This is a genomic window from Actinoallomurus bryophytorum (assembly GCF_006716425.1).
Classification (GTDB): domain Bacteria; phylum Actinomycetota; class Actinomycetes; order Streptosporangiales; family Streptosporangiaceae; genus Actinoallomurus; species Actinoallomurus bryophytorum.
The window spans coordinates 6624390-6651367 of the sequence record NZ_VFOZ01000001.1; the positions used below are offsets into that span (position 1 = coordinate 6624390).

Below are 26978 nucleotides of genomic sequence, written 5' to 3' on the forward strand. Positions count from 1 at the left end.
GCCGCCTATGCCCTTTCGAGATAGCGCTCACCGGCCGGGTTCAGCTCGGCTATCGCCGCGTCCAGCAACTCCGGAGGCAATGGGCGCATGTGGTATTCGGGATTGTCGGCCACGTGCCGGGTTCCCTTTCCTCGCACCGTACGTGCGATGATCACTTTCGGCCTGCCGGTCCTCGAGTCGCGTGCGTCGGTGAGCTCGGCGAGGAGAGCCGGCAGATCGTGACCGTCGACCTCGTGCGTGTCCCAGCCGAACGCCTCCCATTTGTCCGCCATCGGTTCCATCGGACCGTACGGAAGGGAGCCGGACGTCTCTCGCTCGTGGTCGTTCCGGTCGACGATCACGGTGAGGGTGTCGAGGTTCCAGGTGGCGGCGTTGATGGCAGCCTCCCAGATCTGTCCCGCGTTGCACTCGCCATCGCCCACCATGACGAACGTGTGGTAGTCCCGGCCCGTGACCCGAGCGGCCAGGGCGACGCCGATCCCGAAGGAGAGTCCCTGCCCCAGGGAGCCGGAGGACGCCTCGACGCCGGGCGTCAGGGTCATGTCGGGAAAGCCCGGCAGCCGGCTTCCGATACGCCGCAGCGTGCGCAGCTCGGCGGCGGGAAAGTAACCCGAAAGAGTGAGAGCGGCGTAGAGCGCCGGGGCGGCATGCCCCTTGCTGAGAATGAACCGGTCGCGTTCCGGCCAGCCGGGTTCTTCCGGGCGGTGCCTCATGAGGTGGAAATACAGAACCGCGATGACGTCCGCCGCCGACAGGGACGGGCCGGGATGGCCGCTGCCCGCGAGTGTCGTCATTTCCAGGACCAGAGTGCGGAGCCGCATCGCCTTTTCGGCGACGGACCGGATATCGTCCGTGCTCGCTGGTTCGGTCATCTTCCTTCGCTGTCCTCGGGTAGGCGCCAAGATACACGAATCTCTATATCTGCTTGACCGAATTCAGGTGCCGGCTACGTAGGGAGAGCGACAACCACTCTGTGTCGAAAACAATGGCGTCTCGTGTGCCGAGTGTGATCCCGGCCTTTTCCGCGGCGTCGCTCATCCGCTCCGGATCGAAGTCGGCCGCGAACAGCGCGCCTTCGGCCTCGGCGAACACCGTCAGCAACGGCTCGGAGGGATCGAGTTCCCGCCGGAGGAGCGGGTACACGGGCCGGAACCGCGACCTGAACTCGGCGAGGACCTCGACGGGCCGGTCCGGGGCGCGGCCTGCGGTCCAGGCGGCTTCGGCGGCGGTCAGACGCTCCGCCTCCGCGAGATCGGCCGTGGGCACCGAGACCCGTATCCGTTCGAGCAGGCTCCGGCGCAGCGACACCGCCACGTGGGCCAGCGAGACGCCCTCCGGCAGGCCGGTCGCCGGTGTCAGGGACAGCGCGTCCTCGCGGCCACGCGCCTGGGGACCTGAGCGGGCGTCGCGGGCGCGGTTCCACAGGGTGAGCAGTTCCTGCTCCGGCAGCATGACCGCGGCCTCCCGCAGGAGCTCCGGCGGGCCGTCCGGCATGTGCACGAAGTTGTTGAACATGTTGGCCGCGCCGAGATGATGGCGGAGATGGTGCGGAGCGGTCCGGTCCGGGTCCGCGTGGCCCTTCAGCTCGCACAGCCGGGTCGCCACCGGGATGCCGTCCCGCACCGGGCCGACGACGGCCAGCAGCAGGGAGGGCCCGTAAGTCAGCAGCCGCGACACGAGACGGATCCGGTCCGCACCGTCGTCGGCGATCTGGTACTTCCACATGCGGTGGATGCGGTCGTCGGTGAGCCGCACCGTATGCGCGTACTCCACGCTGAAGCCGTGGGCGTCGAGCCATTCCAGCGCCACCGGGGTCCGGCGGGTGGCGAGGGAGAGCGGCGGAAGAACGAGCACCGCCGTCGAGGCGAGAACCTCCCGAGCCGCCGCTCCGGTCGCGGCGCGCATGACCCGGACGCCCACGGTGAAGTCGAGGTCGTCCTCGTACCGCGTGAAGTCGTCGTCCGCGTGAGACATCCTGCCCCTCTCAGCCTCCTTCGTCGGCCGGGCCTCAGCCGCCGATGGCGGCGGCCCGCCGGCCGACGTCCGCGGGATCGAGGATCTCGCCGTCGAGCGCGACGGCGGCGAACGCGCGCAGGGGGATCCGTTCGAAGACCGGGGCGCCGAGGCGTGAGAAGACGCTTCCGGGCACGAGCTTCAGCGACGTGGTGACCACCAGCGTCGGCAGCCGTGCGGCCAGCTCGGCCGTGCCTTTGATGTTCAGCACCTCGGCCGGGCCGATCGCGTCGGCTCCGGCCAGGGCGATCGCGGCGCCGTCGTCGGGCCCGTGCCCGAGCCGGGCCAGTACCTGGCTCACGACCGAGCTGCTGGGCGCGACCGCGACCGCGCCGCCACGGTCGGCCACCCACGCGGCGGCCGCGGCCACGCTTTTGCCGACGGCCTCGTCCAGCTCCCCGCGGATACGCAGCAACGCGGCGGCCGGCTCGTCGCCGTGGACGGCATCGGCGATATGCCAGATCGGGGCGTAACCGGGAAGCCGGGCGGCCAGAATCGCCGCCGCCTGTTCGAGCGCGCCACGGTCGTCGACGATCTCGAGCAGACCGGCGATCGCGAGACGCGCGACACCGGTCGCACCGGCCGTTTTGGTCCTGAGGGCTTCCTGGAGGGCCGTGGGCAGTGCGGCTTCGTCCACCTATGTACCTTTCTGCCTGTCGAGGACCTTTATCCCCAATACGGTCGGACGCTCGGGCGTGTCGATCTTACGGAGAAGCCGGTGGCGGGATGCCGCAATCGGAGAGTGCCACAGCGCCAAGCGCGTATTTACCTCAAATCCGTTGATAGTGGACCGACTGGGGGGTCGGTACACGAACGTCGCCGAACACACAGTGACCCGGTGGTGACCTGCAGAAATCGAGGGGCCGTGCACCTGCGGCACCGCGGCCGGCGGGGGCTGCGTAAGTGATGCCTTAATCCGCTGTTGCGGGTGGGTGGGCGGCGGTGGAGCATCGCGTTCGCATGATGCGGCGACGGTGCCTCGCGGCTCCGTCCTGTGGAAGGGGCAGACGCCATGCCGGTCGAGTCGGATGGGCACAGCCGGGGCAATCCCCGCCTGTACGAGCTGTTCGAGAACGCGCCCAAGACGGGCACCAAGACGAACAGCAGCCCTACAGTCTGGGCGTTTCCCCAGTTCGTGGACTTCCTGAAGGTCGCCGGCCAGCCGGTGCAGGGCCCATGGCCACCCCACCAGCGTCCGAGGCCCGACCCGACGGACGAGGAGTCCGGGCCGGTGGCGGTGCCGGATCCGGCGGCGGAGACCCGGACCGATCCGAAGACTTCCGACCGCGCCGAATCCTGAGACCCCGGAGGTTGGTATGTATCCGTCGCGGTTCCGCTACGAGGCGCCACGGTCGATGGACGAGGCGATCGAGCTGCTGCACGCCGGCGACGGCGAGGCGAAGGTGCTCGCCGGGGGGCAGAGCCTGGTGCCGCTGCTGAAGCTGCGTTTCGCGTCGCCGGAGATGCTGGTCGACATCAACGGCCTGCCGGGCCTGGACTACCACCGGGCCGACCCGGACGGCACGATCCGGGTGGGGGCGCTGTGCCGCCACGCGGACCTGGAGCGCTCCGCGCTTCTGGCCGGCCGGCAGCCGACGATGGCCGCGGCCGCCCCGCTCGTCGCCGATCCCATCGTCCGCAACCGCGGCACGCTGGTGGGGTCGCTGTGCCACGCGGACCCGCAGGGTGACTGGGCCGCGGTCGTCACGGCGCTCGGCGGGCACGTCGTCGCGCAGGGGCCGGACGGCCGCCGTGAGATCCCGATCGGGCGGTTCGTGAACGGCCCGTTCCAGAACGCCCTCGCCTACGACGAGATCGCCGTCGAGGTGGTGATCCCCGCGCCCGAGGGGACCCCGGCGGGCGGATACCTCAAGCTGGAGCGCCGGGTGGGCGACTTCGCCACCGCCGGCACCGCGGTCGCCGTGGAGACCTCGGGCGGCCTGGTGACCCGTGCCGGGATCGCGCTGACCGGAGTGGGCGGGTCGACCATCGACGCGGCCGAGGCGGCCCGGGTCCTCGTGGGCCGGCCGCTGGGCGCCGAGGCCATCGGCGAGGCCGCCGACCTCGCCGCGCGGGCGGCGCAGCCGAAGTCGGACCACCGCGGCAGCGCGAAGTACAAGCGGCACCTGGTGCACACCTTCGTCGAGCGCATCCTCACCCGCATCGGCGACACGACGGAGAGGGCGGCCTGAGATGGCACTGTTCGAGGAGATCGCCCCCGAGCCGGCCGACACCGTTCCGGTCCGGCGGGTGACGATCAGCGTCAACGGAGAGCGGCGTACGGCCGACATCGAGCCGCGGCTGCTGCTGGCCCACCTGCTGCGGCAGGGGCTGCGCCTCACCGGCACCCATACCGGCTGCGACACCACGAACTGCGGTGCCTGCACGGTGCTGTTCGACGGCAAGCCGATCAAGAGCTGCACCATGCTCGCCGTCCAGGCCGACGGGCACGAGATCACCACCGTGGAGGGGCTGAGCGGCGCGAGCGAGCTCCATCCGGTGCAGGAGGCGTTCAAGGACTGCCACGGCCTGCAGTGCGGGTTCTGCACGCCGGGCATGATGCTGACCGCCAAGGCGCTGCTCGACGAGACGCCCGACCCCAGCGAGGACGACGTCCGCTGGGCGCTGTCCGGCAACCTGTGCCGCTGCACCGGCTACCAGAACATCGTGAAGTCGGTCCTGTCGGCCGCGCAGAAGCTGCAGGGGCAATCCGCCGCGGATGGGAGCTGAAGTGACAGCACTGGACGAGATCAAGATCGGTGGAATGGGCGCGCGCCGCAAGCGCGTCGAGGACAACCGGTTCATCCGCGGTCGCGGCAACTACATCGACGACATCGTGCTGCCCGGCATGCTGCACATGGAGATCCTGCGCAGCCCGCTGGCGCACGCGCGCATCAGGTCCATCGATACCAGTAAGGCCTGGGACATCCCCGGCGTACGCCTCGTGCTCACCGGCGAGATGATGGCGACCCGCAACCTCGCGTGGATGCCGACCCTCTCCTACGACACGCAGGCCGTGCTCGCCACCGACAAGGTGCGCTTCCAGGGCCAGGAGGTCGCCTGCGTCATCGCCGACGACCCCTACATCGCCAAGGACGCCTGCGAGGCGATCGTCGTCGACTACGAGCCGCTGCCGGTGATCGTGAACCCGACGCAGGCGCTGGCCGACGGCGCCCCGCTGATCCGCGACGACAAGGAGAACCAGCCCGACAACGTCATCTACGACTGGGAGGTCGGCGACCGGGCGGGCACCGACCAGGCCTTCGAGCAGGCCGACCACGTGTCCGAGATCGAGCTGCACTACCCGCGTTCGCATCCGTCGCCGCTGGAGTGCTGCGGGTCGATCGCCGACTTCGACCGGGCCACGTCGAAGCTGACGGTCTACATGACCTCGCAGGCGCCGCACATCGTCCGCGCCGCGGTCGCGCTGATCGCCGAGCTGCCCGAGCACATGATCCGCATCATCTCCCCGGACCTGGGCGGCGGCTTCGGCAACAAGGTGCCGGTCTATCCCGGCTACGTCATGTCGATCCTCGCCTCGATCCTGACCGAGCGCCCGGTCAAGTGGATCGAGGACCGGAGCGGGAACCTCATCTCCACCGGGTTCGGCCGTGACGTGTACCTGAAGGGTCAGATGGCGCTGCGCGCCGACGGCCGGATCCTCGGCGTCCGCATGCACACCGACGCCGACCACGGCGCGTTCTTCGGCGACGCGCAGCCGAGCAAGTTCAAGATCGGGCTGATGCACTCGGCGTTCTCCTGTTACGACATCCCGGCCGCGCACCTGACCGCGCGGGGCATGTACACCAACAAGGCGCCGGGCGGCGTCGCCTACCGCTGCTCCTTCCGTGTCACCGAGGCGATGTTCTTCCAGGAGCGCATGGTCCAGGCCGCGGCCGATGACCTGGGCATGGACCAGGCGGAGTTCCGGCGCCTCAACTTCGTACGCGACGACGACTTCCCGCACCGCACCCCGTTCGGCTTCCTCACCGACTCCGGCCAGTACGGCAAGTGCCTGGACGTCGGGCTGAAGGCCGTGGGCTATGAGAAGTTCCTCGAGCAGAAGGAAGAGGCCAGGAAGCGCGGCCGGCTGCTCGGCATCGGCATCTCGACGATGACCGAGCCGCTCGGCGCCGGCAACAGCCGCGAGTACGACATCCTCGGCATCAAGATGTTCGACTCCGCCGAGCTGCGCGTGCACATGACCGGCAAGGCGATCCTGCGTACCGGCGCGAAGACCCAGGGCCAGGGCCACGAGACCACCTGGGCGCAGATCGTCGCCCACGAGCTCGGCCTGCCCGCCGAGGACGTCGTGGTCGAGGAGGGCGACACCGACACCGCGCCGTTCGGCATGGGCACCTACGCGTCGCGCAGCACGCCCGTCGCCGGCGCGGCCGTGGCGATGGTGTCCCGCAAGATCCGGGCCAAGGCCCGCAAGCTCGCCGCGCACCTGCTCGAGGTCTCCGAAGAGGACATCGAGTGGGAGCTCGGCCGCTTCTACATCCGCAGCGCGCCGGACCAGGGTGTGACCATCCAGGAGTGCGCGATGGCCGCGTACAGCAACATGCCCGACGGCATGGAGCCCGGCCTGGAGGGCAACGCCTACTACGACCCGCCCAACCTCACCTGGCCGTTCGCCTGTTACATCGTCACCGTCGAGGTCGACCCCGAGACCGGCGTGTGGGACGTGCTGAGCACCATCGCGGTGGACGACTGCGGCGTGCGCATCAACCCGATGGTCGTCGAGGGACAGATCATGGGCGGGCTGACCGAGGCGTACGCGATGGCCAGCATGCAGTTCATCACCTTCGACGCCGAGGGCAACTGCGTCGGCTCGAACTTCATGGACTACCTGCTGCCGACCTCGTGGGAGACGCCGGGGTACGAGCTGCACGAGGTCGTGACCCCGTGCCCGCACCACCCGCTCGGCGCCAAGGGCATCGGCGAGTGCGCGACCGTCGGCGGACCCGCCGCGTTCGTCAACGCCGTCATGGACGCGATCAAGGACACCGGCGTACGCAACATCGACATGCCGTTGCTGCCCGACCGGGTGTACGAGGCGCTGACGGAACGGCACGACGTGTCCGGCGCGCCGCCGGTGAAGGTGGATGAATGAGATGAGCGGTCACTCCATCGACCGGTGGGACGTCATCGACCGGGCCCACGAGCTCGCTCGGAACGGCGAGGAGTTCGCGCTGGCCACCGTGGTGTGGCGGCAGGGCCCTTCGTCCGGGCAGCAGGGATCGCGCGCGATCATCACGGCCACCGGCGAGCTCCACGGCTGGATCGGGGGTGCCTGCGCCGAGCCCGTCGTCATCCGTGAGGCGCGCGACGTGATCCGCTCGGGCGAGGCGCGGCTGCTGCTGCTCGGCGCGCCGGAGCAGTTCGGCGCGGCGATCCCCGAGGGCATGGCCGTCATCCCGATCTCGTGTCAGAGCGAGGGAGCGCTGGAGGTCTACATCGAACCCGTGGTCCCCACACCGCACCTGGTGATCGTCGGCCGCTCGCCGATGGCGCACACGCTCGCCGACCTGGCCACGGCGATGGGGTGGCGCACCGACCTGCGCGACGGGCCGGACTTCTCCGCCGCGGACGCCGGCGCCCGCTCGATCGTCGTCATAGCCACCCAGGGGCACGGCGACGAGGAGGCCGTCGAGCAGGCGGTCTCGGCCTCACCCGCGTTCATCGGGCTGGTGGCCTCCAGACGCCGCGGCGAGGCGATCCGCGGCTACCTCGCCGACCGCGGCGTGCCACAGGACCTGCTCGACCGGGTACGCGCGCCGGTGGGTCTGGACCTCGGGCACACGTCGCACCGCGAGATCGCGGTCGCGATCCTCGCCGAGCTGGTGAAGCTGCGCGCCTCCGGATCGCTGCTGCCCGCGCGGCCCGCCGAACCGCCGCGGTCGAGCACGCCCGCCCAGGCGACCGACCCGGTGTGCGGGATGACGGTGGCCGCCGCCCCGTCCGGCCGCCCGATCGAGCATGACGGCGTCACCTACTACTTCTGCTGCGCCGGCTGCCACGACGCCTTCGAGCAGGACCCGGGCACCTACGTCACCGCCTACGCCCGCCAGGAGGTCTGAATGCTCATCAGGAGCGACTTCGAGGTCACCGAGCCGCCGGACAAGGTGTGGAGGTTCTTCGACGACATCCCGCAGGTGGCGGCCTGCCTGCCGGGCGCCGAGCTGACCGACGACCTCGGCGACGACAAGTACAGGGGCACGGTCTCCATCCGGATGGGCCCGGTCAGGCTGCGATTCGCCGGCACGGCCGAGATCAAGGAGCGCGACGACGCCGCGAAACGCATCGTGGTCGACGCGGCAGGCGCCGACGAGAAGGGCCGCGGCCAGGCCGCGATGTCGGTGACGGCGAACGTCGTCGCCACCGCGCGCGGCAGCAAGGTCGAGGTGGCACAGGACCTCCAGCTCTCCGGCGCCGCGGCACAGTACGGGCGCGGCATGATCTCCGACGTCACGTCGGTGCTGATGCGCGACTTCGCGGCCAACATGCAAAAGCGCATCACCGCGATCGAGCAGGGCGTCTCGCCGGACCAGATCGGCTCGGCCGCCGCGGGCGGCTTCACGATCGCCCTGCGCGCGATGCGGATGGCGCTCGCCCGCGTACTGCGCCGCTTCTTCCTGCCCTACGAACCCAACCGAGGCTGAGGAGGTCCGCTCGTGCTGCTCTGGTGGATCGGCAACGCGGTGCTGTTGCTGGTGGTGGTGCCCGTACTCGTCGCGCTCCTCAACCGGGTGCTCGCGGCGCTGGAACGCATCCGCGGCGCCGCCGATGACATCCTCGCCGGCGGTGTCGCGCTGGCGGGCGAGCTCGAGGGCGTGCCCGAGGCACTGGCCACGACCGAACAGACCATCCACGACGTCGCCGTCGGCGCGACCCGGTACGCCGGGTCGGTCGGGAAGCTGCTGAGCTGAGAGGAGAGCCGACATGCCCGCCGTCGCCTGGGTGACCCTGGTCATCACCGCGCTGATCGTCGCCGCTGCCGCGCTCGGACTGATTCGAGTGATCTTCCATCTCCGTGCCGTGCGGCGGACGCTCGGCAACGTCATCGGGGGCGTCGCCGTCGTCGCCCAGCGGACCAGTACGGTCCCCGAGGTCCTGCCTGCCGTGAACGCCGAGCTCAAGCCGGTCCGCGACTTCTGCGAATCCGTCTGAGGAGACGACCATGCCTTTGATCTCCGCGGCCGCGGACACCTCGACCACCGGATGGGCGATCGGCTACACAGCCGCAATTGTCGTCGTGCTCGTGGTCGTCGCCCTGGTCGTACCGATCCTGCTGCTGGCCCGCTCGATCGGCACGCAGGCGAAGGCGATCGACGACTCGCTCACCGAGTCGGTCCACAACACCGCCGCTCTGAAAGAGCTGACCACGACGATCGAGCACGCCGAGGTCATCGTCGCCGGACTCGAACGCGGACGCACGAGGCTGGGAGGCTGACCATGGGAGAACTCGCACTGACGTCCACACAGCGCGGCCTGTGGTGGGGGGCGATCATCGGCGGCTTCGTCATCGTGCTGGCGGTGGCGGCCCTGCTCACCATCCTGGTCGTGCTGGTGCGCACCATCGACCGGCGCGTCGTCCAGGTGCGCGACACCCTCAAGGCCGCGGCGGCCAACACGGCCGACACCGCGCTGATCGCCGAGACCGGCAAGGGCGTGGACGCCGTACTGGCCGAAGGCCTCAAGCACCACCTGTTCCTGGGGCGAGTGCTCGACAAGGTGAGGATGTGACGACCATGGTCGTGCTGTCGGTCATCGACATCGCCCTGCTGATCGCCGGGCTCGCGTTCTACCTCTTCGTCGTCGGCTCGCAGCTGGGCCGGATCGCGACCAACCTCGAAGAGTGTCGTGATCTCGTACGGGAGATCGGCGGCAACGCCGAGCCGATCATCCCGGGCGTCGACCACATCAACCGCACCGGGGGAGTGGTGGCGGGGGCACTGCCCCTCCTGTACGGGATGGCCGAGGGCATTGTCGCCGGCGTGACCCCCCGCCCCGAACCCGAACCCGAGCCCGTCCCGGCGCGCCCGGCCTCCGGCCGCCGCCGCTCCCGCCTCCACGACGGCGTGGGATACGCACCTCGCCCGTGACCGCCACCGCTCAGGCCGCGCGGTGAGCCGGCCTGAGCGGTGAACGCCGGCCTCAGCGGTCCAGCGCCAGCGTGTGGTGCCCGCCGCCCGAGATCTGGAACACCCCGCTCAGCCCGGGCACGGTCACCGGGCTGGTGCGGTCGGTCGTCGTGCCGTCGCCGACCTGCCCGTAGTGGTTGTAGCCCCACGCCCGTACCGTGCCGTCCGTGCGCAACGCGAGGCTGTGATAGCCGCCCGCGCTCACCCGCGCGACGTCGGAGGAGGCGCCGCCCACCACCACGGGGATCGTCCGGTTGGTGAGCGTGCCGTCGCCGATCTGCCCCTCGTAGTTGCCGCCCCAGGCCACGACGGTGCCGTCCGTGCGCACCGCCAGGTCGTGGTAAGCGCCTCCGCTGAGCTGGACGACTCCGGACAGGCTCGGGTCGACGCTCGGGTTCACGCCGTTCACGGTCACCGGGAAGTAGCGGTTGATCGTGGTGCCGTCACCGAGCTCCCCGTCGCCGTTGTAGCCCCACGCGCGTACCGTGCCGTCCGTGTGGAGCGCGAGGCTGTGGTTGTAGCCGCCCGCGACCTGGGCGACGCCGGACTGGCCGGACACGACCACGGGAAGGCTCCGGTTGGTGGTGGTGCCGTCGCCGAGCTCCCCGTAGGTGTTGTCGCCCCACGCGCGGATGGTGCCGTCGGCGAGCAGGGCCAAGGCGTGGCTCCCGGCCGCGGCGATCTGCCTCACCCCGGTCAGGCCGCTCACCTGCACGGGAGTGGTGCGGTTCGTCGTGCCGCCGTCGCCGATCTGCCCGGACACACCGGACCCCCAGGCCCACACGGTGCCGTCCGAGCGCAGTGCCAGGCTGAAGTCGGCGGCCGCGGACACCTGGGCGACGTCGGTCAGGCCGGTCACCTGCACGGGTGCCGAGCTTCCCGTCGTGGTGCCGTTGCCCAGTTCGCCGTACGTGTTGTCACCCCACCCCCATGCCGTGCCGTCGTCGCGCAGCGCCAGTGTGTGCTGGAAGCCGCCGCTGAACTGCGTGATCTTGGTCAGCGAGGTGATCAGGACCGGAGAGTGCTGGTCGGCCGTCGAACCGTTGCCCAGCTGCCCGGAGGTGCCGCGCCCCCAGACCTCCCCGAAGCCCCACGTGCTCGCCCGTGCGGGCTGCGCCGTGGCGAGCGTCGTCGTGGTGGCGGCCACTAAGGCGAGCCCCGCCGCGACCGCGAAGGCGTGCGTCCGCCCCCATCTCCGGGTACGTTCGGTGCTCGGGATTACCTCGGTCATCATGCTTCCTCTCGTCTTGGAGGTCACGATGATGACTTCGGCCGCATCCCCGTTACATCGGGGAAATCCCTACATTGGACCCTTGACGTTTTTCTCGGATATGCGCCTATGTCGCGTCCGGTGGGCCGGGCTCGCGGCGGGTGGTGAGAGGGCCGGTCGTCGGGGCGTTGTAGCCGCCGATCCACTCCTCCTTCCACGAGGGCTCGTACTTCTCCTCGTTGCAGCCCGGACGGTAGACCGAGCACAGCTCCTGGACGATCTGCTCGCGGTGTGACGGCAGCCCGCCCGGCACCTCGTACGTGCAGATGAACAGCTTCCACTTGCTGCCCGCGCGGCGGGTCCAGCAGGACGCGCGAGGGTGGCCGAACGGGAGGCGTTCGCTCGCCGCGTCCTCGTAGTGGCCCGCATAGATCACCGCGTAGCGTTCGGGCCTGGCCTCCGGCTCCGGCCTGTACATGATCGCGTAGACGGCGGGTGTGGCCGGCGGTGTCCAGCCGGCGAGCACCCGCGGGCCCTCGAAGGGGTATCCGGCGAGCGAGCCGAGCCTGATCATGCGAGGAAACCCAGGTCGTCCTCCTCGCCGGTCACGCCGACGTCGGCGATCGGCCACGACGGCAGCCCCGCCTTCGCCGCGGCGTCGGCGAACACCGCCGACGCCCGCTCCACCGCGGCCTCGCGATCGCCGGCCTCGACGGACAACTGTGCTCCGTAGCGCGTCGTGCCGATGCCGGACGCGATCCCGCCGTGCGCGGCGACCGCGTCGGCGAGCTCGACGATCTCCTCGCGGGTCATGACCCGATCACCTTCGGCCTCCAACGTCACGCTCCACCTCAACGGGACGCCCCCTAAGTCAGCTCGGGTAGCAACGCGGCGAACTCCTCGAGGCTGCGCAGATCGTGTCCGGACAGCAGCACGTCGATGTGGGGTGCGGCGACCATCATCCCGAGGGTGTTCGGCCGGAAATTCACGTTATTGCCCTTGTGGGGATTCAGCCACACCACCCGGTGACACAGCCGGGAGAGCCGGTCCATCGCGGTGGCGAGCACGTCCGGGTCGCCGCGGTCGAGACCGTCCGAGCAGATCACCACGATGCCGCCACGGCACACGCCGCGGCGTCCCCAGTCACGGACGAAGGCGTCCAGCGACTCACCGATCCGGGTGCCGCCCTCCCAGTCGACGACGGCCTGCGCGGTCCGTTCCAGCGCGTCGTCGGGCCGGCGGCGCCGCAGCTCCCGCGTGATGCGCGTGAGCCGGGTGCCGAAGCAGAACACCTCGACCCGCGCGGAGGTGCGGGTCGTGGAGTAGGCGAACTGGAGCAGGTTGCGGGAGTAGCCGGCCATCGACCCGGAAATGTCGAGGATCAGGGTCAGCGGCCGCAACCGCAGCCGGCGACGGCGCCAGAACAGTTCGGCGGGCTCGCCGTGCATGCGCAGCGTCTCGCGGACCGTACGGCGCAGATCGGGAGCCCGGCCGCTGGGCGCGGTGACGCTGCGCCGGGTACGGCGGCGGGGCGGGGTCAGCGCGATCGTCTTGATGATCCGGCGCACCGCGGCGAGCTCTTCGGGCGTACAGGCCGTGAACGACTTCGTTCTCAGCGTCGCGGCGTCGGAGGCGACCAGGCCCAGCCGCGTCTCCTCCTCGTCACCGCCCGGCTGTCCCGGCTCGGTCTGGGGGACCTGGAGTGTCGCCCGCGCCTCCGCCCTCGACTTGAGGCTGAACGGCACGGGCGGCGCGGGCTCCTCCTCGCCGTCGGCGAGGAAGTAGCGCCGGAACACCCGGTCGTAGGCCGGGATCTGGTCGCGGCCGATCACCAGTGTGGTCCGGCCGGCCCAGTACAGGTCCAGCAGGTCGGTCGGGTCCAGCGGGGACATCGCCGCGCAGTAGGTGAGCACGTCGCCCGAGCCCACGGGCAGTCCCGCGCCGCGCAGCTCACGTGCGAAGCCGACGAGCAACCGGACGTACGCCGGGTCCTCAGGCACCGAACGTGATCCGTTCGAGGTTGTCGCGGACCACGTCGAGGTCGTCGCGTTCTTTCACGACCGCGCCGAGCGTGTCCTCGACGGCTCCGGTGCTCAGATCGGACTCGCCGAGCACGTCGAGGGTACGTACCCAGTCGATGGTCTCGGCGACCCCCGGTGGTTTTGCCAGGTCCAGCTCGCGCAGCCGGTTGACCGCGGCGACGACCTTCCGCGCGAGCGTCTCGGAGATCCCCGGCGCGCGTACCAGCACGATCTCGAGCTCGCGCTCGGCACTCGGGTAGCCCACCCAGTGGTAGAGGCAGCGGCGCTTCAACGCGTCGTGCAGCTCACGCGTGCGGTTGGAGGTCAGGATGACGAGCGGCGGACGCTCGGCGGTGAGAGTACCGATCTCCGGGACGGTGATCTGGAAGTCCGACAGCAGTTCGAGCAGAAAGGCCTCGAACTCGTCATCGGCGCGGTCGACCTCGTCGACGAGCAGGACGGCACGGTCACCGGCGCGGACCGCCTCCAGCAGGGGCCGTTCGAGCAGGAACGCGGGGCCGTACAGCTGCTCGACCGCCTGGCCGTCACCCAGGCCGCGCTCGGACAGCGCCCGGATCTGCAGCATCTGGCGCGCGTAGTCCCATTCGTAGAGGGCCTGGTTGGTGTCGATGCCCTCGTAGCACTGCAGGCGGATCAACTTGCGGCCGAGTACCGCGGCGAGCACCTTCGCGATCTCGGTCTTGCCGACGCCGACCTCACCCTCGAGCAGGATCGGGCGGTCCAGGGCCAGCCCGACGAACACCGCCGTGGACAGCCCGCGATCGGCGAGATAGCCGCCGCCGCGCAGGACCTCGGTCAACTCGCCGACGGTCTTGAGGCGATCCATCCAGTGTGCTCCTCACCGTGGGCAGCCCGCCCCCTTCGCCGCACGTGCGTTCTCGCGTACGTCAGGACGGGGTGGACTCCTGCCGCCCCAGGACGAGGTCGCGTACGGTGCCGCCCGATGAGCTCAGCTTGCCCTCGCGTTCGAGCCTTTCCCGCCACGCCGACCGAAGATCGGTCCCGGGCTCGGCCAGGCCGTCGAAGCTCACGTGCTTCATGTTCTTGCACGGCTTCTGCGTGCCGCAGACCTCGTCGAGGTCTGCGCGGTCCTGGTCGTCCGCCGCCCACACCGCGCGAAGCACCTCGACCGCGTCATCTGGCTGCTGGTTCATCCTCAGACCCCTTCCGGCCGGATGGTGCGAGATACCCCACACTAGGTCGCCGTGCGGCGTCCGGGCGATGGCGGATTAAGCATTCGCTTTACCGGGTGCGTGGATCGACCCGGGCCGCGAACGCAGCGAGCCGGCGCCGGCACCTGACCTCACCGCCAGTGCCTCGGCGAGGATGGACAGGGCGATCTCGGCCGGGGTGTTGGCGCCGATGTCCAGGCCCGCCGGTCCGTGGATCCGGTCCAGCTCGGTGACCCCGTGCTCGGCGAGCCAGTCGGCCCGTGCCTGCTGGGTACGGCGTGAGCCGAGCGCTCCGACGTAGCCGGCACCACCGGACAGCACCGCCATCAGCGCCCGGCCGGCGATCTCGGCGTCGTGGCTGATCACGACCACGTTGTCCAGCGGCGCGAGCTCGGCGAGCACCGTGGCCGCCGCGTCCGCGTCCGTCATCGTCTGGGTGTTCCAGCCGAGCAGGCCGGCAGCCGCGACCAGCGCCTCCGCGATCGCGCCGGCGCCGATGACGACGAGCTTGGGAACCGGCCACAGCACGGTGGTCACCGTGTCGCCCTCGATCGTGGACACGCTCACCGCCCGGCGGAACAGCCGCTCCGTGTCCTCCCCGGCGTCACCGACGGTGGTCCGGTCGTACACGGTGGTCTCGGCCACCGCGCCACCGTCGAGCCGGGTGACCAGGCAGATCGGCTCGCGGTCGGCGAGCAGCTCCCACAGTCGCTCCGGCAGCTCGGCCGCGGGAACCAGCAGGCAGCGCGCGTCGCCGCCGCAGGACAGGCCCGCCACCAGCGCGTCCACCTCGCCGACGTGCAGGTCGACGAGACGGCCGCCGCCCTCCTCGCCGGCCAGGCCGGCGAGCCGGTCGTTGAGAGAACCGGACAGGACCGAACCCACCCGGCCCCCTCCGGGAGTGATCATCAGCGCCTCGGTGTGATCGCGGGCACTGAATCCATGGGTCTCGACCGCCCACGCCACGTCCACCCGCGTACCGGCGCGAAGACAGGCGACGGCGCTCACCGCGATGTCATACATGTTCCGAGCCTAGGCCGCCCATGGCCTCATTCCCAGACGTCGGCCGAGCCGGCGACGGCGGGGTCGCGGGACTCGACGGCGAGCGTCGACTCCACGTAGGCGGCCAGGGCGAGCAGCGCCGAGTCGGTGCCGAACGGCGACGACAGCTGGAGGCCGATCGGCAGGCCGGTCGAGCCCCATCCGCAGGGCAGGACCAGCGCCGGCGCTCCGGTGAGGTTGTGCACGGCGGTGAACAGCCCCTCCGCCTCGCCCTCTGGCGTGTCGACCGGAGGCGTGGTGACCGGAGCGACGAACGGGGCGGCGGGGCCCAGGAGCACGTCGACCTCCGCGTAGACCTCGGCCGCGGCGGGCAGTAGCCGCTCGCGTGTGTCGAGCGCGTCCTGGTAGGCCGCCGCGCTGACCTCCGCGCCCGAGCGGAGCAGCCGCAGCGTCTCCGGGCCGTAGTGGTCCGGCGTGGCCGTCACCCGCTCGCCGTGCACCTGCCAGGCCTCGAACAGCAGGATGTCGGAGAACGTCTTCTCGATCTCGTCCAGGCCCGAGCCGTCGACCTCCACGATCGCGCAGCCGGCGGCCCGCAGAGTCTCGATCGCGCCGCGTACGGCGGCCGCGACATCCGGCTCCACCTCGGCGCGTTCGAGCTGTCCGGGGATCACTCCGATCCGCGGCGGCGCGCCGACCGCCGCCGCGGGCGCGGTGCCGGTCAGCGCCGAGAAGACCTTGGCCGTGACCGCGACGTCCGCGGTGAGCAGGCCAACGTGGTCGAGGGTCGGGGCGAGCCTCTCGACGCCGTCGAGCGGCAGCGTCCCGTGGCTCGGCTTGAACCCGACGGTGGCGCAGTAGTGCGCCGGGAGCCGGATAGAGCCGCCGGTGTCCGTACCCAGGGCCACCGCGCAGACGCCGGCACCGACCAGGGCGGCCGAGCCTCCGCTGGACCCACCTGCCGTCCGGTCCGTGGCGTACGGGTTCATCGCCTCGGGCGCTTCGGGATGGACGGCGCCGGCGGCGTACTCCAGCAGGGACGTGGCGGCGAAGACGTCCGCCCCGGCGGCGCGCAGTGCCGCGACGACCGGGGCGTCCGCCGTCGCGGGCCGCGCGCGCATCGCGTGGGGGTTGCCGTTGCCGCGCGGGTGGCCGGCGATGTCGATCATGTCCTTGACCGCGACGGGGACGCCGTGCAGCGGTCCGTCCGCGGCGCGCGGGGGAGCGGGGAACAGCTCGACCACGGCGTTCAGCGGCCGGCCGAGCCGCTCGGCCCGTTCGTAGGCGGCGAGGAGCTCCAGGTTGGCCACCTCGCAGGTGCGCTCGCCCCGCTCGATCGCCTTGATGATCTGCCCGGCGTACGTGGTCAGCGGCCCGGCGAGGTCGTTCAGCAGGTCGTCGACCTCGGTCTTGCGCTTGCGGACCATGAGGTCGCGGTAGATGCCGCTGTGCGACTTGGCGCTGGTGCGGTTGAACGTGACCAGCCGGGCCAGCGAGCCCTCCAGGTCGCGGGGGTCGAAGCCGTCGAACCCCTCGGGCTCCACCGGAGCCTGCGCGAGCACCTCACGCGCGATGGCGAGCATGAGCGGCCGCCAGCGCGGGTCCTCCAGCGAGTCCGCGATGGACAGGTCGGACACGGCGCCGGCGTAGAGCATCGCGCCGTACGCCTCCTTGCCCCACAGGAAGCCCAGGATGTTGCCGGTGGCCTCGGCGTACGGGAGCGCCTCGGCCAGCTCACGGAGCCGCGGGGTGATCTCGCCGGTCGGCTCGCCGATCCGGAACGTGCCGACGTTGCCCTGCATGATCCGGCCGGGCGCGAGCACGTCGGCGCCGAAGTTCACGAAGCAGACGATGAGCCGCTCCGGGCCGACCACGGCGGACAGGATGTCGGCGGTCAGGCCGTTCTGGAAGCTGACCACGTACCCATCCGGGGCCAGCCGGCCGCGCAGGAGTTCCGCGGCCTGGGCGGTGTGGTGGCTCTTGACCGCGATCGCGACGCGTTCGAGGCGATCGGGCAGGTCCTCCGGGGTGACCGCACGCGCCGTCACCGTGAAGTTCTCGACCGGGCCCTCGATCGTGAGGCCGTTCCGGTTGATCGCGTCGACGTGTGCCGGATCCGCGTCACAGAACAGGATGTCGTGGCCGTCGCGGATGAGATGGGCTCCGATGGTGCCGCCGATCGCACCGGCACCGATGATGGTCAGCTGCATGGGGGATCCGCCTCGTGGGGGTCAGGGCCTCGGCGCCCGAGGTCGTCCTGCCGTCGGACGCTACCAAACACGTTGGAGCGGTCTAACCGGCCCTCCTCCTCACGTCTGGTACGGAATTTCGGGCAGGGGCCTTCCGTATGTCACGTAAATCGTGCGTAATATGTCCGAAACGTTTCCCTGCTCAAATGAGTCCGCTGGAACGGTCCCGCGCTCGCTGGGCCGGTGAATCAGGGCTTCCACCTGCCCTCCCTCATAACTCACACGCATCTGGCGGCCGCTCCGCCCTATGACCCCCACGAAGGAGCAGGCATGAACGACGAGATCCCCGAAGGCCTACGGGTCCCCATGATCAGCAGGCGCCGCATGCTGCGGCTCAGCGGCCTGGGTATCGGGGCGTTCTCGGCCGCGCCGCTGCTGGCCGCCTGCGGATCGTCCTCGGACACCACTTCGGCGAAGAAGAAGGGGGGCAACCTGGTCATCGTTCGCGCGCAGGACTCGGTGAACATGGACAAGACGACCGTGTTCAGCAACGCCTCCCTCTGGGTCTACCAGCAGATGTACGAGACCCTGGTCGCGATGACCGACGACGGTCAGGGCGTCAAGCCCTGGCTCGCGGAGAGCTACCAGATGTCGGCGGACAACCTGTCCTGCACCTTCAAGCTCCGGTCCGGCGTGAAGTTCCACAACGGCCAGCCGGTGACGTCGGCCGACGTGAAGTTCTCGATCGACGAGTCGAGCAAGACCAAGGGCGGCTGGGAGTTCATCAACTCCGCGATCAAAGAGGTCAAGACCCCGGACCCGCTCACCGTGGTGATCACCACCAAGTACCCGTGGGCTCCGCTGCTGGCCGACCTGAGCTGCCCGAACAACGGGATCATCCCCAAGGACTACGCCGGCAAGAGCTCCAAGGACTTCTACCAGGCCCCGGTCGGCACGGGCCCGTTCATGTGGGGCACCTGGCAGAAGGGGAGCGCCCTCACGCTGAAGAAGAACCCCTCCTACTGGCAGCCCGGCAAGCCCGCCGTCGACACGGTCACCTGGAAGGTCGTGCCCGACACCAACGCCCGCGCGCTCCAGCTGCAGGGCGGCCAGGCGCAGATCAACGAGGCGCCGCCCTTCTCCAGCATCAGCCAGGTCAAGAACACGCCCAACCTGAAGGTCGACCTGTTCCCCTCGACCAGGACCGACTACATCCTGATGAACCAGACCAAGAAGCCCTACGACGACGTGCACGTGCGGCGGGCCATCTCGTACGCGATCGACCGCCAGGCGCTGGTCAAGAACATCCTGTTCGGCAGCGGCAGCGTGGCGAACTCGTTCATGATGCCGTCGGCGCCCTACTACGACAAGAACTCCCCGGGCCTGCAGTACGACATGGCCAAGGCCAAGCAGGAGATGGCGCAGTCGAGTGTGCCGCAGGGCTTCACCACGACCTACCTCGCCCAGTCCGGGGACGCGATGGACGCCTCCATCGCGCAGATCCTGCAGGCGTCGCTGAAGCAGCTCGGCATCACGATGAAGATCCAGAACGTCGACCCCAGCGCCCAGCACGACCTGACGACCAAGCTCCAGTACGAGATCTCACACTCGTACTGGACGATGGACCTGGCCGACCCCGACGAGCTGGTGCAGTACGCGCTCGACCCCAAGTCCGGCGGTCACTCCTTCAACACCGGCATGAACGACCCGGACCTCATCGCGCTGGTGCACAAGGCGCAGCGGGAGTTCGACAAGACCAAGCGGCAGGAGCTGTACAACCAGATCCAGGAGAAGGCCGCGGCGACGGCGTTCCTCGGGTTCCTGTTCTACACGCCCTTCCCGTACACCCAGTCCGACAAGGTGAAGGGCTTCAAGGTGCTGCCCACGGGCTACTACCACCTCGAAGACGTCTCGCTCTGACCCGGTTCACCCCGGCGGAACACTCGGAGCGAGAGGGTCGATGAGGTACCTCGTCTACATACTGAAGCGGCTGGTGGCGCTGATCCCGGTGCTGATCGGGATCTCGCTCATCGTCTTCTTCCTGATCCGGCTGATACCCGGGGATCCGGCGGCGACGCTGCTCGGCTCGCACGCGACGCCCGAGACGGTGCACGAGCTGCGCACGCAGCTGGGACTCACTCAGCCGGTGTGGCGTCAGTACCTGACCTTCCTGGGTCACCTGCTGCACGGGAACCTCGGGTACTCCTACGTCTACAGCAGCTCGGTCGTGGACCTGATCACGACCAGCCTGCCGGTGACGATCTGGCTGCTGGTCTCGGGCACCGTGTTCACCCTGCTGATCGCCGTGCCGCTGGCCGTCCTGGCCGCGGCGCGGCGCAACGGGGTCGCCGACAACGTCATCCGGGCGGTGCCGGTGATCGGCCTGGGCCTGCCGTCGTTCTGGCTCGGCATCATCCTGATCCTGATATTCGGACTGAAGCTGCACTGGTTTCCGGTCGCCGGATACGGCAACAGCCTGCCCGAGCACCTGCGCGGCATCGTGCTGCCGGGCATCACGGTGGCGCTGGCCCTGTCGCCGATCCTGATCCGCAGCCTGCGCGCGAGCATGATCGAGGTGCTCAGCAGCGACTACATCGTGACCGCCCACAGCAAGGGGATCAGCACGTCACGGGTGGTCCTCGGGCACGCGCTGCGCAACGCCGCCGTCTCGTCCGTCACCGTCCTCGGCGTCAACATCGCCTACCTGACCGGTACGACGCTCGTGGTCGAACGGGTCTTCTCGCTGCCCGGCATCGGGCAGCAGATGATCAACTCCATTCTCGGAAGGGACTTTCCCACCGTGCAGGGAATCACCCTGACCTTCGCGATCATGGTCGTCATCGTGAACCTGCTGACCGACCTGACGCACGCGGCTCTGGACCCACGGGTGAAGCTGTCATGACCGCGCGAATCCGACGCAGCGAGCGGAGTGAGCCGCCGAGGTACGAGGTGGCTCGCGGAGCGAGTGAGGAGTGGTGAGCGCGGCATGAGCACAGCCATAACGACGGTCGACCCCACCGCGCCGCTGGTCGACACCGGCGGGCGGCGGCGCGGGCGGCGGAACGTCACCCTGATGGTCGGGCTGGGCCTGTTCGGGCTCATCGTCCTGTGCGCACTCTGCGCACCCCTGCTGACCGGGCAGGACCCCATCAAGCAGGACCTCAACAGCGCGTTCCAGGGGCCCGGCGCCGCCGGTCACCTCCTGGGGACCGACGAGCTCGGCCGCGACGTGCTGGCCCGCCTGCTCTACGGCGCCCGCGTCGACCTGAGGGTCGGCGTGCTGGCCGTCATCTCGCCGTTCGTCATCGGCAGCCTGGTCGGGCTGGTCGCCGGGTGGTTCGGCGGCTGGGTCGACGCGATCATCGGCCGCATCGTCGACATCGTGATCGCCTTCCCGTTCCTCGTGCTGGTCATCGCGCTGGTCTTCGCGATGGGCCCGGGGACGACCAGCATCTACACGGCGATCACCCTGGTCGGCTGGGTGGCGTACTGCCGCATCGTGCGCGGTCAGGTGCTGGTCGCCAAGGAGCAGGAGTACGCCATGGCGGCCAAGGCCAGCGGCCTGCCCACCTGGCGCATCCTGCTGCGGCACCTGCTGCCGAACGTCATCCTGCAGGCGATCATCTTCTCGATGAGCGACATCGTGCTCACCCTGCTGGCGATCGTCACCCTCGGCTATCTCGGCCTCGGGGTACCGCCCCCGACGCCTGACTGGGGTTCGATGATCCAGGAAGGCCAGCAGTTCATCCTCACCAAGTGGTACATGTCCACGATCCCGGGCCTCGCCATCGTCATCACCGGCCTCGCACTGGCGCTGATCGCCGACGGCATCGTCGAGAAGGCGAACCAGTGACCCCTCCGCTGCTCGAAGTCCGCGACCTGCACGTCGAGATCCCGATGCCGTACGGCCGGCTGCACGCGGTCCGCGGCGTGTCCCTCACCGTGGACACCGCCGAGTCGGTGGGCCTGGTCGGCGAGTCCGGCTCGGGCAAGAGCCTGACGCTGCGCGCGCTGCTCGGCCTGCTGCCGCGCCCGGCGCGGATCGTCTCAGGAGCCATCCTGATCGACGGCGAGGACGTGACCGGGATGCCGCCCAAGCGCCTCAAGCGCCGGCTGACCGACACGATGAGCATGGTCTTCCAGGACTCCCTGACCGCCCTGAACCCCGTCATGCGGGTGGGCGACCAGATCGCCGAGGCGCCGTTGCGCAGGCTCGGCGCCTCGCGGTCGGAGGCCAGGGCGATCGCCGTCGACCTCATGAACGAGGTCGGGATCGCCGACCCGGAGCGGCGCTACCGGCTGTACCCGCACGAGCTGTCCGGCGGCATGCGCCAGCGGATCTGCATCGCGATCGCGCTGTCCACCAAGCCACGGCTCATCCTTGCGGACGAGCCGACGACCGCGCTGGACGTGACGATCCAGGCCCAGGTCCTCGGCGTGCTCGACCGGCTGCGGCAGGAGGAGAACGTCGGCCTGCTGCTGGTCAGCCACGACCTCGCCGTGGTCGGCCAGACCTGCTCGCGGCTGTACGTGATGTACGCCGGGAAGGTCGTGGAGACGGGCGACCTGGTGGACCTGGTCACCGCGCCCCGTCACCCGTACACGTTCTCGCTGCTGCGCTCGGTGCCCGACCCGGACCGGCGCGTCGCCCGGCTGCTGTCGATCCAGGGCCAGCCACCGGACCTCGCCGAGACCATCACCGGCTGCTCCTTCGCCCCCCGGTGCCCGTTCGCGGAGGACGCCTGCCGCGAGTGGGACGCGGAGCTGCTCCCGGCGGGCCCGGCGAGGCAGAGCGCCTGCCGGCGCATCGACACCGCGGAGCGATGGACCGCGATGGTCAGCCAGGAGGCGACCCGGTGACGAACGAGATCCTTGCGGTCGAGGGCCTGGCCCGGCACTTCGCCCCGCACGTGTCGGTCATCGACCGGCTCTTCGGCACGAAGCCGACGGAGAACCGCGCCGTCGACGGCGTGGACCTGGTGCTGCACAAGGGGGAGACGCTCGGCCTGGTGGGGGAGTCGGGGTCGGGCAAGTCCACCCTCGCGCGCGCCATCGTCGGCCTGCACCCTCCGACCGCGGGCGTGATCCGCTACGACGGCGAGGTCCTGCCGGCGAAGCGGACCAGGGCCCAGCAGCGCGCGATCCAGATGGTCTTCCAGGACCCGTACAGCTCGCTGAACCCGCGGATGACGGTCGGGCAGATGCTGGCGGAGCTGCTGCGGTTCCACAAGCTGGTGCCGCGCGACAAGGTACGCGAGCGCAGCCGCGAGCTGATGCACCTGGTCGGCCTGCCCGAACGCGCGCTCGGCCAGCGGCCGCGGCAGTTCTCCGGTGGGCAGCGGCAACGCGTCGGCATCGCGCGTGCCCTGGCGCTGGAGCCCACCGTGCTGCTCGCGGACGAACCCGTGTCCGCGCTGGACGTCTCGGTTCAGGCCACGATCATCAACCTGTTCGCCGACCTCAAGGACACACTCGACCTGTCGGTCATCTTCGTCTCGCACAACATGGCGGTGGTGCGGCAGATCTGCGACCGGACCGCGGTGATGTACCGCGGGCGCATCGTCGAGACCGGGAGCACCGGGACCCTGTTCGACGACCCCGTCCATCCGTACACCCGGCTGCTCACCGGCTCGGTTCCCCGGCTCGTCGGCTCCGAGGGACCGGTACGGGCCGAGGTGGAGGCCGAGGACGACCGCGGCGACGTCAGGCAGGAGGTCGCCGCCTCCGCGGCACGTGACGGCACCACACCCTGCCGCTTCGCCGACCGCTGCCCGTCCGTCGTCGCCGAGTGCGCGGTCGAACCCCCGCTGCTGCCCGATCCACGCGATCCCGCCCGGCTCGCCGCGTGCGTCCACGTACCCCGGCTCGCGGAGGTCGTGGGAGCCGACGCCGAGCCGGGTCCGACCTGAGGAGTCCGCTGTGAAGATCTTCATCTCGTCCGACATGGAGGGCACCGCCGGAGTCGTCGACTGGAGTCAGTGCATCGCCGGGGGAGCGCAGTACGCGTACTACACCGAGCTGCTGACCGGCGAGATCAACGCCGCGATCGAGGGCGCGATGCGGGCCGGCGCCACGGAGTTCCTGGTGAACGACTCCCACTCCAAGATGGCCAACCTGCGACCGGACGCCCTGGCCGGACGGGCCGCCTACCTGTCCGGCCGGTACAAGCCGATGTACATGATGCAGGGCCTCGACGCGAGCTATGACGCGGTCTTCTTCGTCTCCTACCACGGGTCGATGGGCAGCAACGGCTCGGTGCTGTCGCACACTTACTTCCCGACCGCGTTCGCCGAGGTCACCGTCAACGGCGCGGTCGCCGGAGAGGCGGGCATCAACGCACTGGTGGCCCGCGCCTACGAGGTGCCGATCGTGCTCGTCACCGGCGACGCCACGACGGCCGAGGAGACCGGGCGGTTCTGCCCGGGCATCGAGGCCGCGGTGGTCAAGAAGTCCGTCACGCGCTTCGCCGCCGAGTCGCTGCATCCGGAGGCGGCGCGGGAACTGATCGGCGAACGGGCCGAGGCGAGCCTGCGCGGGCTGGCCGACGCCGCGCCGCCGTCCATCGACGTCCCCGTCACCCTCGGCATCGCGTTCCGCAGCAGCGACTACTGCGAGCTCGCCGCCCGCATCGCCGGGGTCGAGCGGACCGGTGACCTGTCCGCCGTCATCACCGGCGACGACCCCCTGTGGATCTACCAGACCTTCATCACCGTCGTGCTGCTGTGCCGGGGCCTCGTCGAGTGAGGATCGTGAAGGTCATCGCCGAGCCGGTACGCGCCGGGTTCTTCTCCGATGACCAGGCGGCGATCAGGGCGGGCGCGGAGCACGACGGCTTCGGATACACGGGCGCCCCGGTCACGCCGGGCTTCGCCGCGATCCGCGAGCCCGGCGAGGCGCTCTCGGTGCTCCTGCTGCTCGAGGACGGCTCGGTCGCCCACGGCGACTGTGCGTCCGTGCAGTACCCCGGCGCGGGCGGACGCGACCCGCTTTTCGACGCGACGGCGGCCCGCCGCGACGTCGACGAGTACGTCGCCCCGATGCTGGCGGGCGCGGAGCTCGGCTCGTTCCGCGACCTGGCCGGGCGCGTGGCCGCCTGCCGTACGCCGACCGGCCGGCTGCACGCCGCCATCAGGTACGGCGTGACGCAGGCGGTGCTCGACGCGGTCGCGCTCGCCCGCCGGCTCACCATGGCCGAGGTCGTACGGGACGAGTACGCCACCGGCGTGGACCTGGTGCCTGTACCGATGTTCGCCCAGACCGGCGACGAGCGGTACGCGGGCGCGGAGAGAATGATCCTCAAGCGGGTCGACGTCCTTCCGCACGGCCTGGTCAACAACGTCGACACCAGGCTCGGCCGCCGAGGCGAGCTGCTCGAGGCCTATTTGCGCTGGCTGGTGGGCCGCATCGGCGAGCTGCGTACGGACGACGCGTACGCGCCCCGGCTGCACTTCGACACCTACGGCACCATCGGCCTCGCCTTCGGCGGTGACGTCGAGGCGGTGGCCGCCTACCTCACCCGCCTCGGGGAGATCGCCGCGCCGTACGAGCTGGTCATCGAGCATCCGATCGACGCCGGCGGACGTGAGCCGCAGATCGAGACCTACCTTCGGCTCCGCGACGCGCTGCGGCGGACGGGCTCGCGGGTGCGGATCGCCGTGGACGAGTGGTGCAACACGCTCGAGGACATCGCGATGTTCGCCGGCCGCGGCGCCGCCGACGTGATCCACGTCAAGACGCCCGACCTCGGCGGCATCGACGACACCATCGAGGCGCTGCTGCTGGTCCGCGCCGCGGGCCTGATGGCCTACTGCGGCGGAACCTGCAACGAGACGGACCGGTCGGCGCAGGTCACCGCGCACGTGGCGATGGCCTGCGGAGCCGCGCAGGTGCTCGCCAAACCGGGTATGGGCGTGGACGAGGGACTGATGATCGTCGGCAACGAGATGGCACGGGTGACGGCGATCGCGGCCGCGCGCCGGTCAGGAGGGATGGTCCTGCCGTGATGCCACTGTCGGACGTCCGGATCATCGCGATCGAGCAGTACGGCGCGGGGCCGTTCGGCAGCGTCCACCTGGCCGACCTCGGCGCCGAGGTCATCAAGATCGAGGATCCCTCGACGGGCGGGGACATCGGGCGGTACGTCGTGCCCGAGCAGCACGGCGAGGACAGCCTGTTCTTCGAGACCTTCAACCGCAACAAGCGCAGCCTCGGCCTGGACATCTCCACTCCGGAGGGCCGCGCCGTGTTCGAGGACCTGGTGCGCGTCAGCGACGTCGTCCACTCGAACCTGCGCGGTGACGTCCCGGCGAAGCTGCGGATCCGCTACGACGACCTGAAGCACCTCAACCCCGCGATCGTGTGCAGCTCGCTCAGCGGCTTCGGCATGACCGGCCCGCGCAGCGCCGAGCCCGGCTACGACTACGTGCTCCAGGGCATGGCCGGCTGGATGGACATCACCGGCGAGCCCGACGGGCCGCCCACCAAGTCCGGCCTCTCCCTGGTGGACTACGCGGGCGGGCTCGTGGCGGCGGGCTCGATCCTCGCCGCGCTGCACGCCGCCCGTCGCGACGGCGTCGGCGCCGACTGCGACATCAGCCTGTTCGACACGGCGATCTCGATGCTGACCTATCCGGCGGCGTGGCAGCTCAACGGCGACTTCGAGCCCCGGCGTACCCACCACTCGGCCCACCCGTCACTCGTCCCCTTCCAGGCGTTCCCGACCGGCGACGGATGGCTGGTGGTCGCCTGCCCGAAGGAGAAGTTCTTCCGCCGCCTCGCCGAGGCCGTGGGGCATCCGGAGTGGCCCGGCGATCCCCGCTACCGCGACTTCGCCGCCCGCAGGGAGAACGCCGAGGCTCTGGTGGCCGAGCTGGAGGCGGTGTTCGCCACCGGGACGAGCGAGCACTGGCTCGGCCTGCTGCGGGCGGCCGGCGTGCCGTGCGGGCCGGTGAACTCCGTGGCCCAGGCGCTGAGCGACCCGCACACCGTGGCACGGGGCATGGTGGTCGAGACCGAGCACCCGTACTTCGGGACGGTACGGCAGGTGGCGAGCCCGATGCGGGTGGGCTCGGCCGAGCGGCGCCATCGGCGGGGTCCACGGCGCGGCGAGGACGCCGGCTACGTCCTGGGGGAGCTGCTCGGCTACGACGCGAGCCGCGTCGCGGAGCTCACCGGCGGCACGTCCGAGGGTGAGGACCGATGAC

30 protein-coding genes are annotated in these 26978 nt (G+C 70.3%); 19 read left to right on the top strand and 11 right to left on the bottom strand.

Annotation, left to right across the window (positions count from 1 at the left end):
• Positions 1 to 5: 5 nt before the first annotated feature.
• Genes FB559_RS30845 through FB559_RS30855 form a run of 3 tightly spaced genes read right to left on the bottom strand, consistent with a single transcriptional unit; the run spans position 6 to position 2650 of the window.
• Complete coding sequence (locus FB559_RS30845) at positions 6 to 872, bottom strand: transketolase (RefSeq protein WP_141960181.1); 867 nt, start codon at positions 870 to 872, stop codon at positions 6 to 8.
• 43 nt (positions 873 to 915) lie between these two features.
• Entirely contained in the window at positions 916 to 1974 is a 1059-nt protein-coding gene (locus FB559_RS30850) for a nucleoside-diphosphate kinase (RefSeq protein ID WP_141960183.1), read from the bottom strand.
• 34 nt (positions 1975 to 2008) lie between these two features.
• Entirely contained in the window at positions 2009 to 2650 is a 642-nt protein-coding gene (locus tag FB559_RS30855) for a hypothetical protein (protein WP_141960185.1), read from the bottom strand.
• A 375-nt stretch (positions 2651 to 3025) separates the two neighbouring features.
• Here FB559_RS30855 and FB559_RS30860 point away from each other — a divergent pair, with 375 nt between their 5' ends.
• The 11 genes from FB559_RS30860 to FB559_RS30910 are packed head-to-tail and all read left to right on the top strand — an operon-like array spanning position 3026 to position 10121.
• Positions 3026 to 3313, top strand: a complete 288-nt coding sequence (locus FB559_RS30860) for a hypothetical protein (protein WP_141960187.1) — start codon at positions 3026 to 3028, stop codon at positions 3311 to 3313.
• A gap of 16 nt (positions 3314 to 3329) precedes the next feature.
• Entirely contained in the window at positions 3330 to 4205 is an 876-nt protein-coding gene (locus FB559_RS30865; RefSeq protein WP_141960190.1) for an FAD binding domain-containing protein, read from the top strand.
• A 1-nt stretch (position 4206) separates the two neighbouring features.
• Complete coding sequence (locus tag FB559_RS30870; protein ID WP_141960192.1) at positions 4207 to 4743, top strand: (2Fe-2S)-binding protein; 537 nt, start codon at positions 4207 to 4209, stop codon at positions 4741 to 4743.
• 1 nt (position 4744) lies between these two features.
• Positions 4745 to 7129, top strand: coding sequence for an aerobic carbon-monoxide dehydrogenase large subunit (locus FB559_RS30875; protein ID WP_246122222.1), 2385 nt, complete (start codon positions 4745 to 4747; stop codon positions 7127 to 7129).
• A 1-nt stretch (position 7130) separates the two neighbouring features.
• Positions 7131 to 8096 carry an XdhC family protein gene (locus FB559_RS30880; RefSeq protein ID WP_185792472.1) on the top strand — a complete coding sequence of 322 codons (966 nt, stop codon included), beginning with the start codon at positions 7131 to 7133 and terminating at the stop codon, positions 8094 to 8096.
• Positions 8097 to 8678, top strand: a complete 582-nt coding sequence (locus FB559_RS30885) for an SRPBCC family protein (protein WP_141960197.1) — start codon at positions 8097 to 8099, stop codon at positions 8676 to 8678. It begins immediately after the preceding gene.
• A gap of 12 nt (positions 8679 to 8690) precedes the next feature.
• The gene (locus tag FB559_RS30890) at positions 8691 to 8945 is read left to right on the top strand and encodes a hypothetical protein (protein WP_221640246.1); all 255 of its coding nucleotides are present in this window, start codon (positions 8691 to 8693) and stop codon (positions 8943 to 8945) included.
• A gap of 13 nt (positions 8946 to 8958) precedes the next feature.
• Positions 8959 to 9186: a hypothetical protein gene (locus tag FB559_RS30895; protein WP_141960199.1), complete on the top strand. Its 228-nt coding sequence runs from the start codon at positions 8959 to 8961 to the stop codon at positions 9184 to 9186.
• A gap of 10 nt (positions 9187 to 9196) precedes the next feature.
• Entirely contained in the window at positions 9197 to 9469 is a 273-nt protein-coding gene (locus tag FB559_RS30900; protein WP_141960201.1) for a hypothetical protein, read from the top strand.
• A 2-nt stretch (positions 9470 to 9471) separates the two neighbouring features.
• A complete protein-coding gene (locus FB559_RS30905; RefSeq protein ID WP_141960203.1) occupies positions 9472 to 9762 on the top strand; it encodes a hypothetical protein in 291 nt (96 codons plus the stop codon).
• Complete coding sequence (locus FB559_RS30910) at positions 9759 to 10121, top strand: hypothetical protein (RefSeq protein WP_141960205.1); 363 nt, start codon at positions 9759 to 9761, stop codon at positions 10119 to 10121. Before FB559_RS30905 ends, FB559_RS30910 begins: the two co-directional genes overlap by 4 nt.
• A gap of 52 nt (positions 10122 to 10173) precedes the next feature.
• Here the strand turns inward: FB559_RS30910 and FB559_RS30915 are convergent, their stop codons facing one another.
• From FB559_RS30915 to FB559_RS30950, 8 genes are all read right to left on the bottom strand, one after another.
• A complete protein-coding gene (locus FB559_RS30915) occupies positions 10174 to 11391 on the bottom strand; it encodes an RCC1 domain-containing protein (RefSeq protein WP_185792473.1) in 1218 nt (405 codons plus the stop codon).
• 106 nt (positions 11392 to 11497) lie between these two features.
• Positions 11498 to 11944, bottom strand: a complete 447-nt coding sequence (locus FB559_RS30920) for a hypothetical protein (RefSeq protein ID WP_141960209.1) — start codon at positions 11942 to 11944, stop codon at positions 11498 to 11500.
• On the bottom strand, positions 11941 to 12183 hold the full coding sequence (locus FB559_RS44195; protein WP_185792474.1) for a hypothetical protein: 243 nt from the start codon (positions 12181 to 12183) through the stop codon (positions 11941 to 11943). The genes FB559_RS30920 and FB559_RS44195 overlap by 4 nt, the downstream gene beginning before the upstream one ends.
• Positions 12184 to 12236: 53 nt before the next feature.
• Positions 12237 to 13370 (bottom strand): vWA domain-containing protein, encoded by a 1134-nt coding sequence (locus FB559_RS30930; RefSeq protein WP_141960214.1) that lies wholly within the window; start codon positions 13368 to 13370, stop codon positions 12237 to 12239.
• Positions 13363 to 14238 carry an AAA family ATPase gene (locus FB559_RS30935; protein ID WP_141960216.1) on the bottom strand — a complete coding sequence of 292 codons (876 nt, stop codon included), beginning with the start codon at positions 14236 to 14238 and terminating at the stop codon, positions 13363 to 13365. The genes FB559_RS30930 and FB559_RS30935 overlap by 8 nt, the downstream gene beginning before the upstream one ends.
• Positions 14239 to 14299: 61 nt before the next feature.
• Entirely contained in the window at positions 14300 to 14566 is a 267-nt protein-coding gene (locus tag FB559_RS30940) for a hypothetical protein (RefSeq protein WP_141960218.1), read from the bottom strand.
• Between the two features lie 75 nt (positions 14567 to 14641).
• Positions 14642 to 15607 carry an XdhC family protein gene (locus FB559_RS30945; protein WP_141960220.1) on the bottom strand — a complete coding sequence of 322 codons (966 nt, stop codon included), beginning with the start codon at positions 15605 to 15607 and terminating at the stop codon, positions 14642 to 14644.
• Between the two features lie 26 nt (positions 15608 to 15633).
• Positions 15634 to 17796 carry an amidase family protein gene (locus FB559_RS30950; RefSeq protein ID WP_141960222.1) on the bottom strand — a complete coding sequence of 721 codons (2163 nt, stop codon included), beginning with the start codon at positions 17794 to 17796 and terminating at the stop codon, positions 15634 to 15636.
• 309 nt (positions 17797 to 18105) lie between these two features.
• Here FB559_RS30950 and FB559_RS30955 point away from each other — a divergent pair, with 309 nt between their 5' ends.
• The 8 genes from FB559_RS30955 to FB559_RS30990 all read left to right on the top strand — a co-directional run bounded on the left by FB559_RS30955 (position 18106) and on the right by FB559_RS30990 (position 26977).
• Positions 18106 to 19695 carry an ABC transporter substrate-binding protein gene (locus FB559_RS30955; RefSeq protein ID WP_141960224.1) on the top strand — a complete coding sequence of 530 codons (1590 nt, stop codon included), beginning with the start codon at positions 18106 to 18108 and terminating at the stop codon, positions 19693 to 19695.
• Positions 19696 to 19735: 40 nt separating this feature from the next.
• Complete coding sequence (locus FB559_RS30960) at positions 19736 to 20677, top strand: ABC transporter permease (protein WP_141960226.1); 942 nt, start codon at positions 19736 to 19738, stop codon at positions 20675 to 20677.
• An 84-nt stretch (positions 20678 to 20761) separates the two neighbouring features.
• Positions 20762 to 21628 (top strand): ABC transporter permease, encoded by an 867-nt coding sequence (locus FB559_RS30965; RefSeq protein ID WP_141960228.1) that lies wholly within the window; start codon positions 20762 to 20764, stop codon positions 21626 to 21628.
• The gene (locus FB559_RS30970) at positions 21625 to 22635 is read left to right on the top strand and encodes an ABC transporter ATP-binding protein (protein ID WP_221640247.1); all 1011 of its coding nucleotides are present in this window, start codon (positions 21625 to 21627) and stop codon (positions 22633 to 22635) included. The genes FB559_RS30965 and FB559_RS30970 overlap by 4 nt, the downstream gene beginning before the upstream one ends.
• A complete protein-coding gene (locus FB559_RS30975; protein WP_185792475.1) occupies positions 22632 to 23684 on the top strand; it encodes an oligopeptide/dipeptide ABC transporter ATP-binding protein in 1053 nt (350 codons plus the stop codon). Before FB559_RS30970 ends, FB559_RS30975 begins: the two co-directional genes overlap by 4 nt.
• Before the next feature lie 10 nt (positions 23685 to 23694).
• Positions 23695 to 24519, top strand: a complete 825-nt coding sequence (locus FB559_RS30980) for a M55 family metallopeptidase (protein WP_141960232.1) — start codon at positions 23695 to 23697, stop codon at positions 24517 to 24519.
• Entirely contained in the window at positions 24516 to 25778 is a 1263-nt protein-coding gene (locus tag FB559_RS30985) for a methylaspartate ammonia-lyase (protein ID WP_141960234.1), read from the top strand. The genes FB559_RS30980 and FB559_RS30985 overlap by 4 nt, the downstream gene beginning before the upstream one ends.
• On the top strand, positions 25778 to 26977 hold the full coding sequence (locus FB559_RS30990) for a CaiB/BaiF CoA transferase family protein (protein ID WP_246122612.1): 1200 nt from the start codon (positions 25778 to 25780) through the stop codon (positions 26975 to 26977). The genes FB559_RS30985 and FB559_RS30990 overlap by 1 nt, the downstream gene beginning before the upstream one ends.
• Position 26978 lies beyond the last annotated feature (1 nt).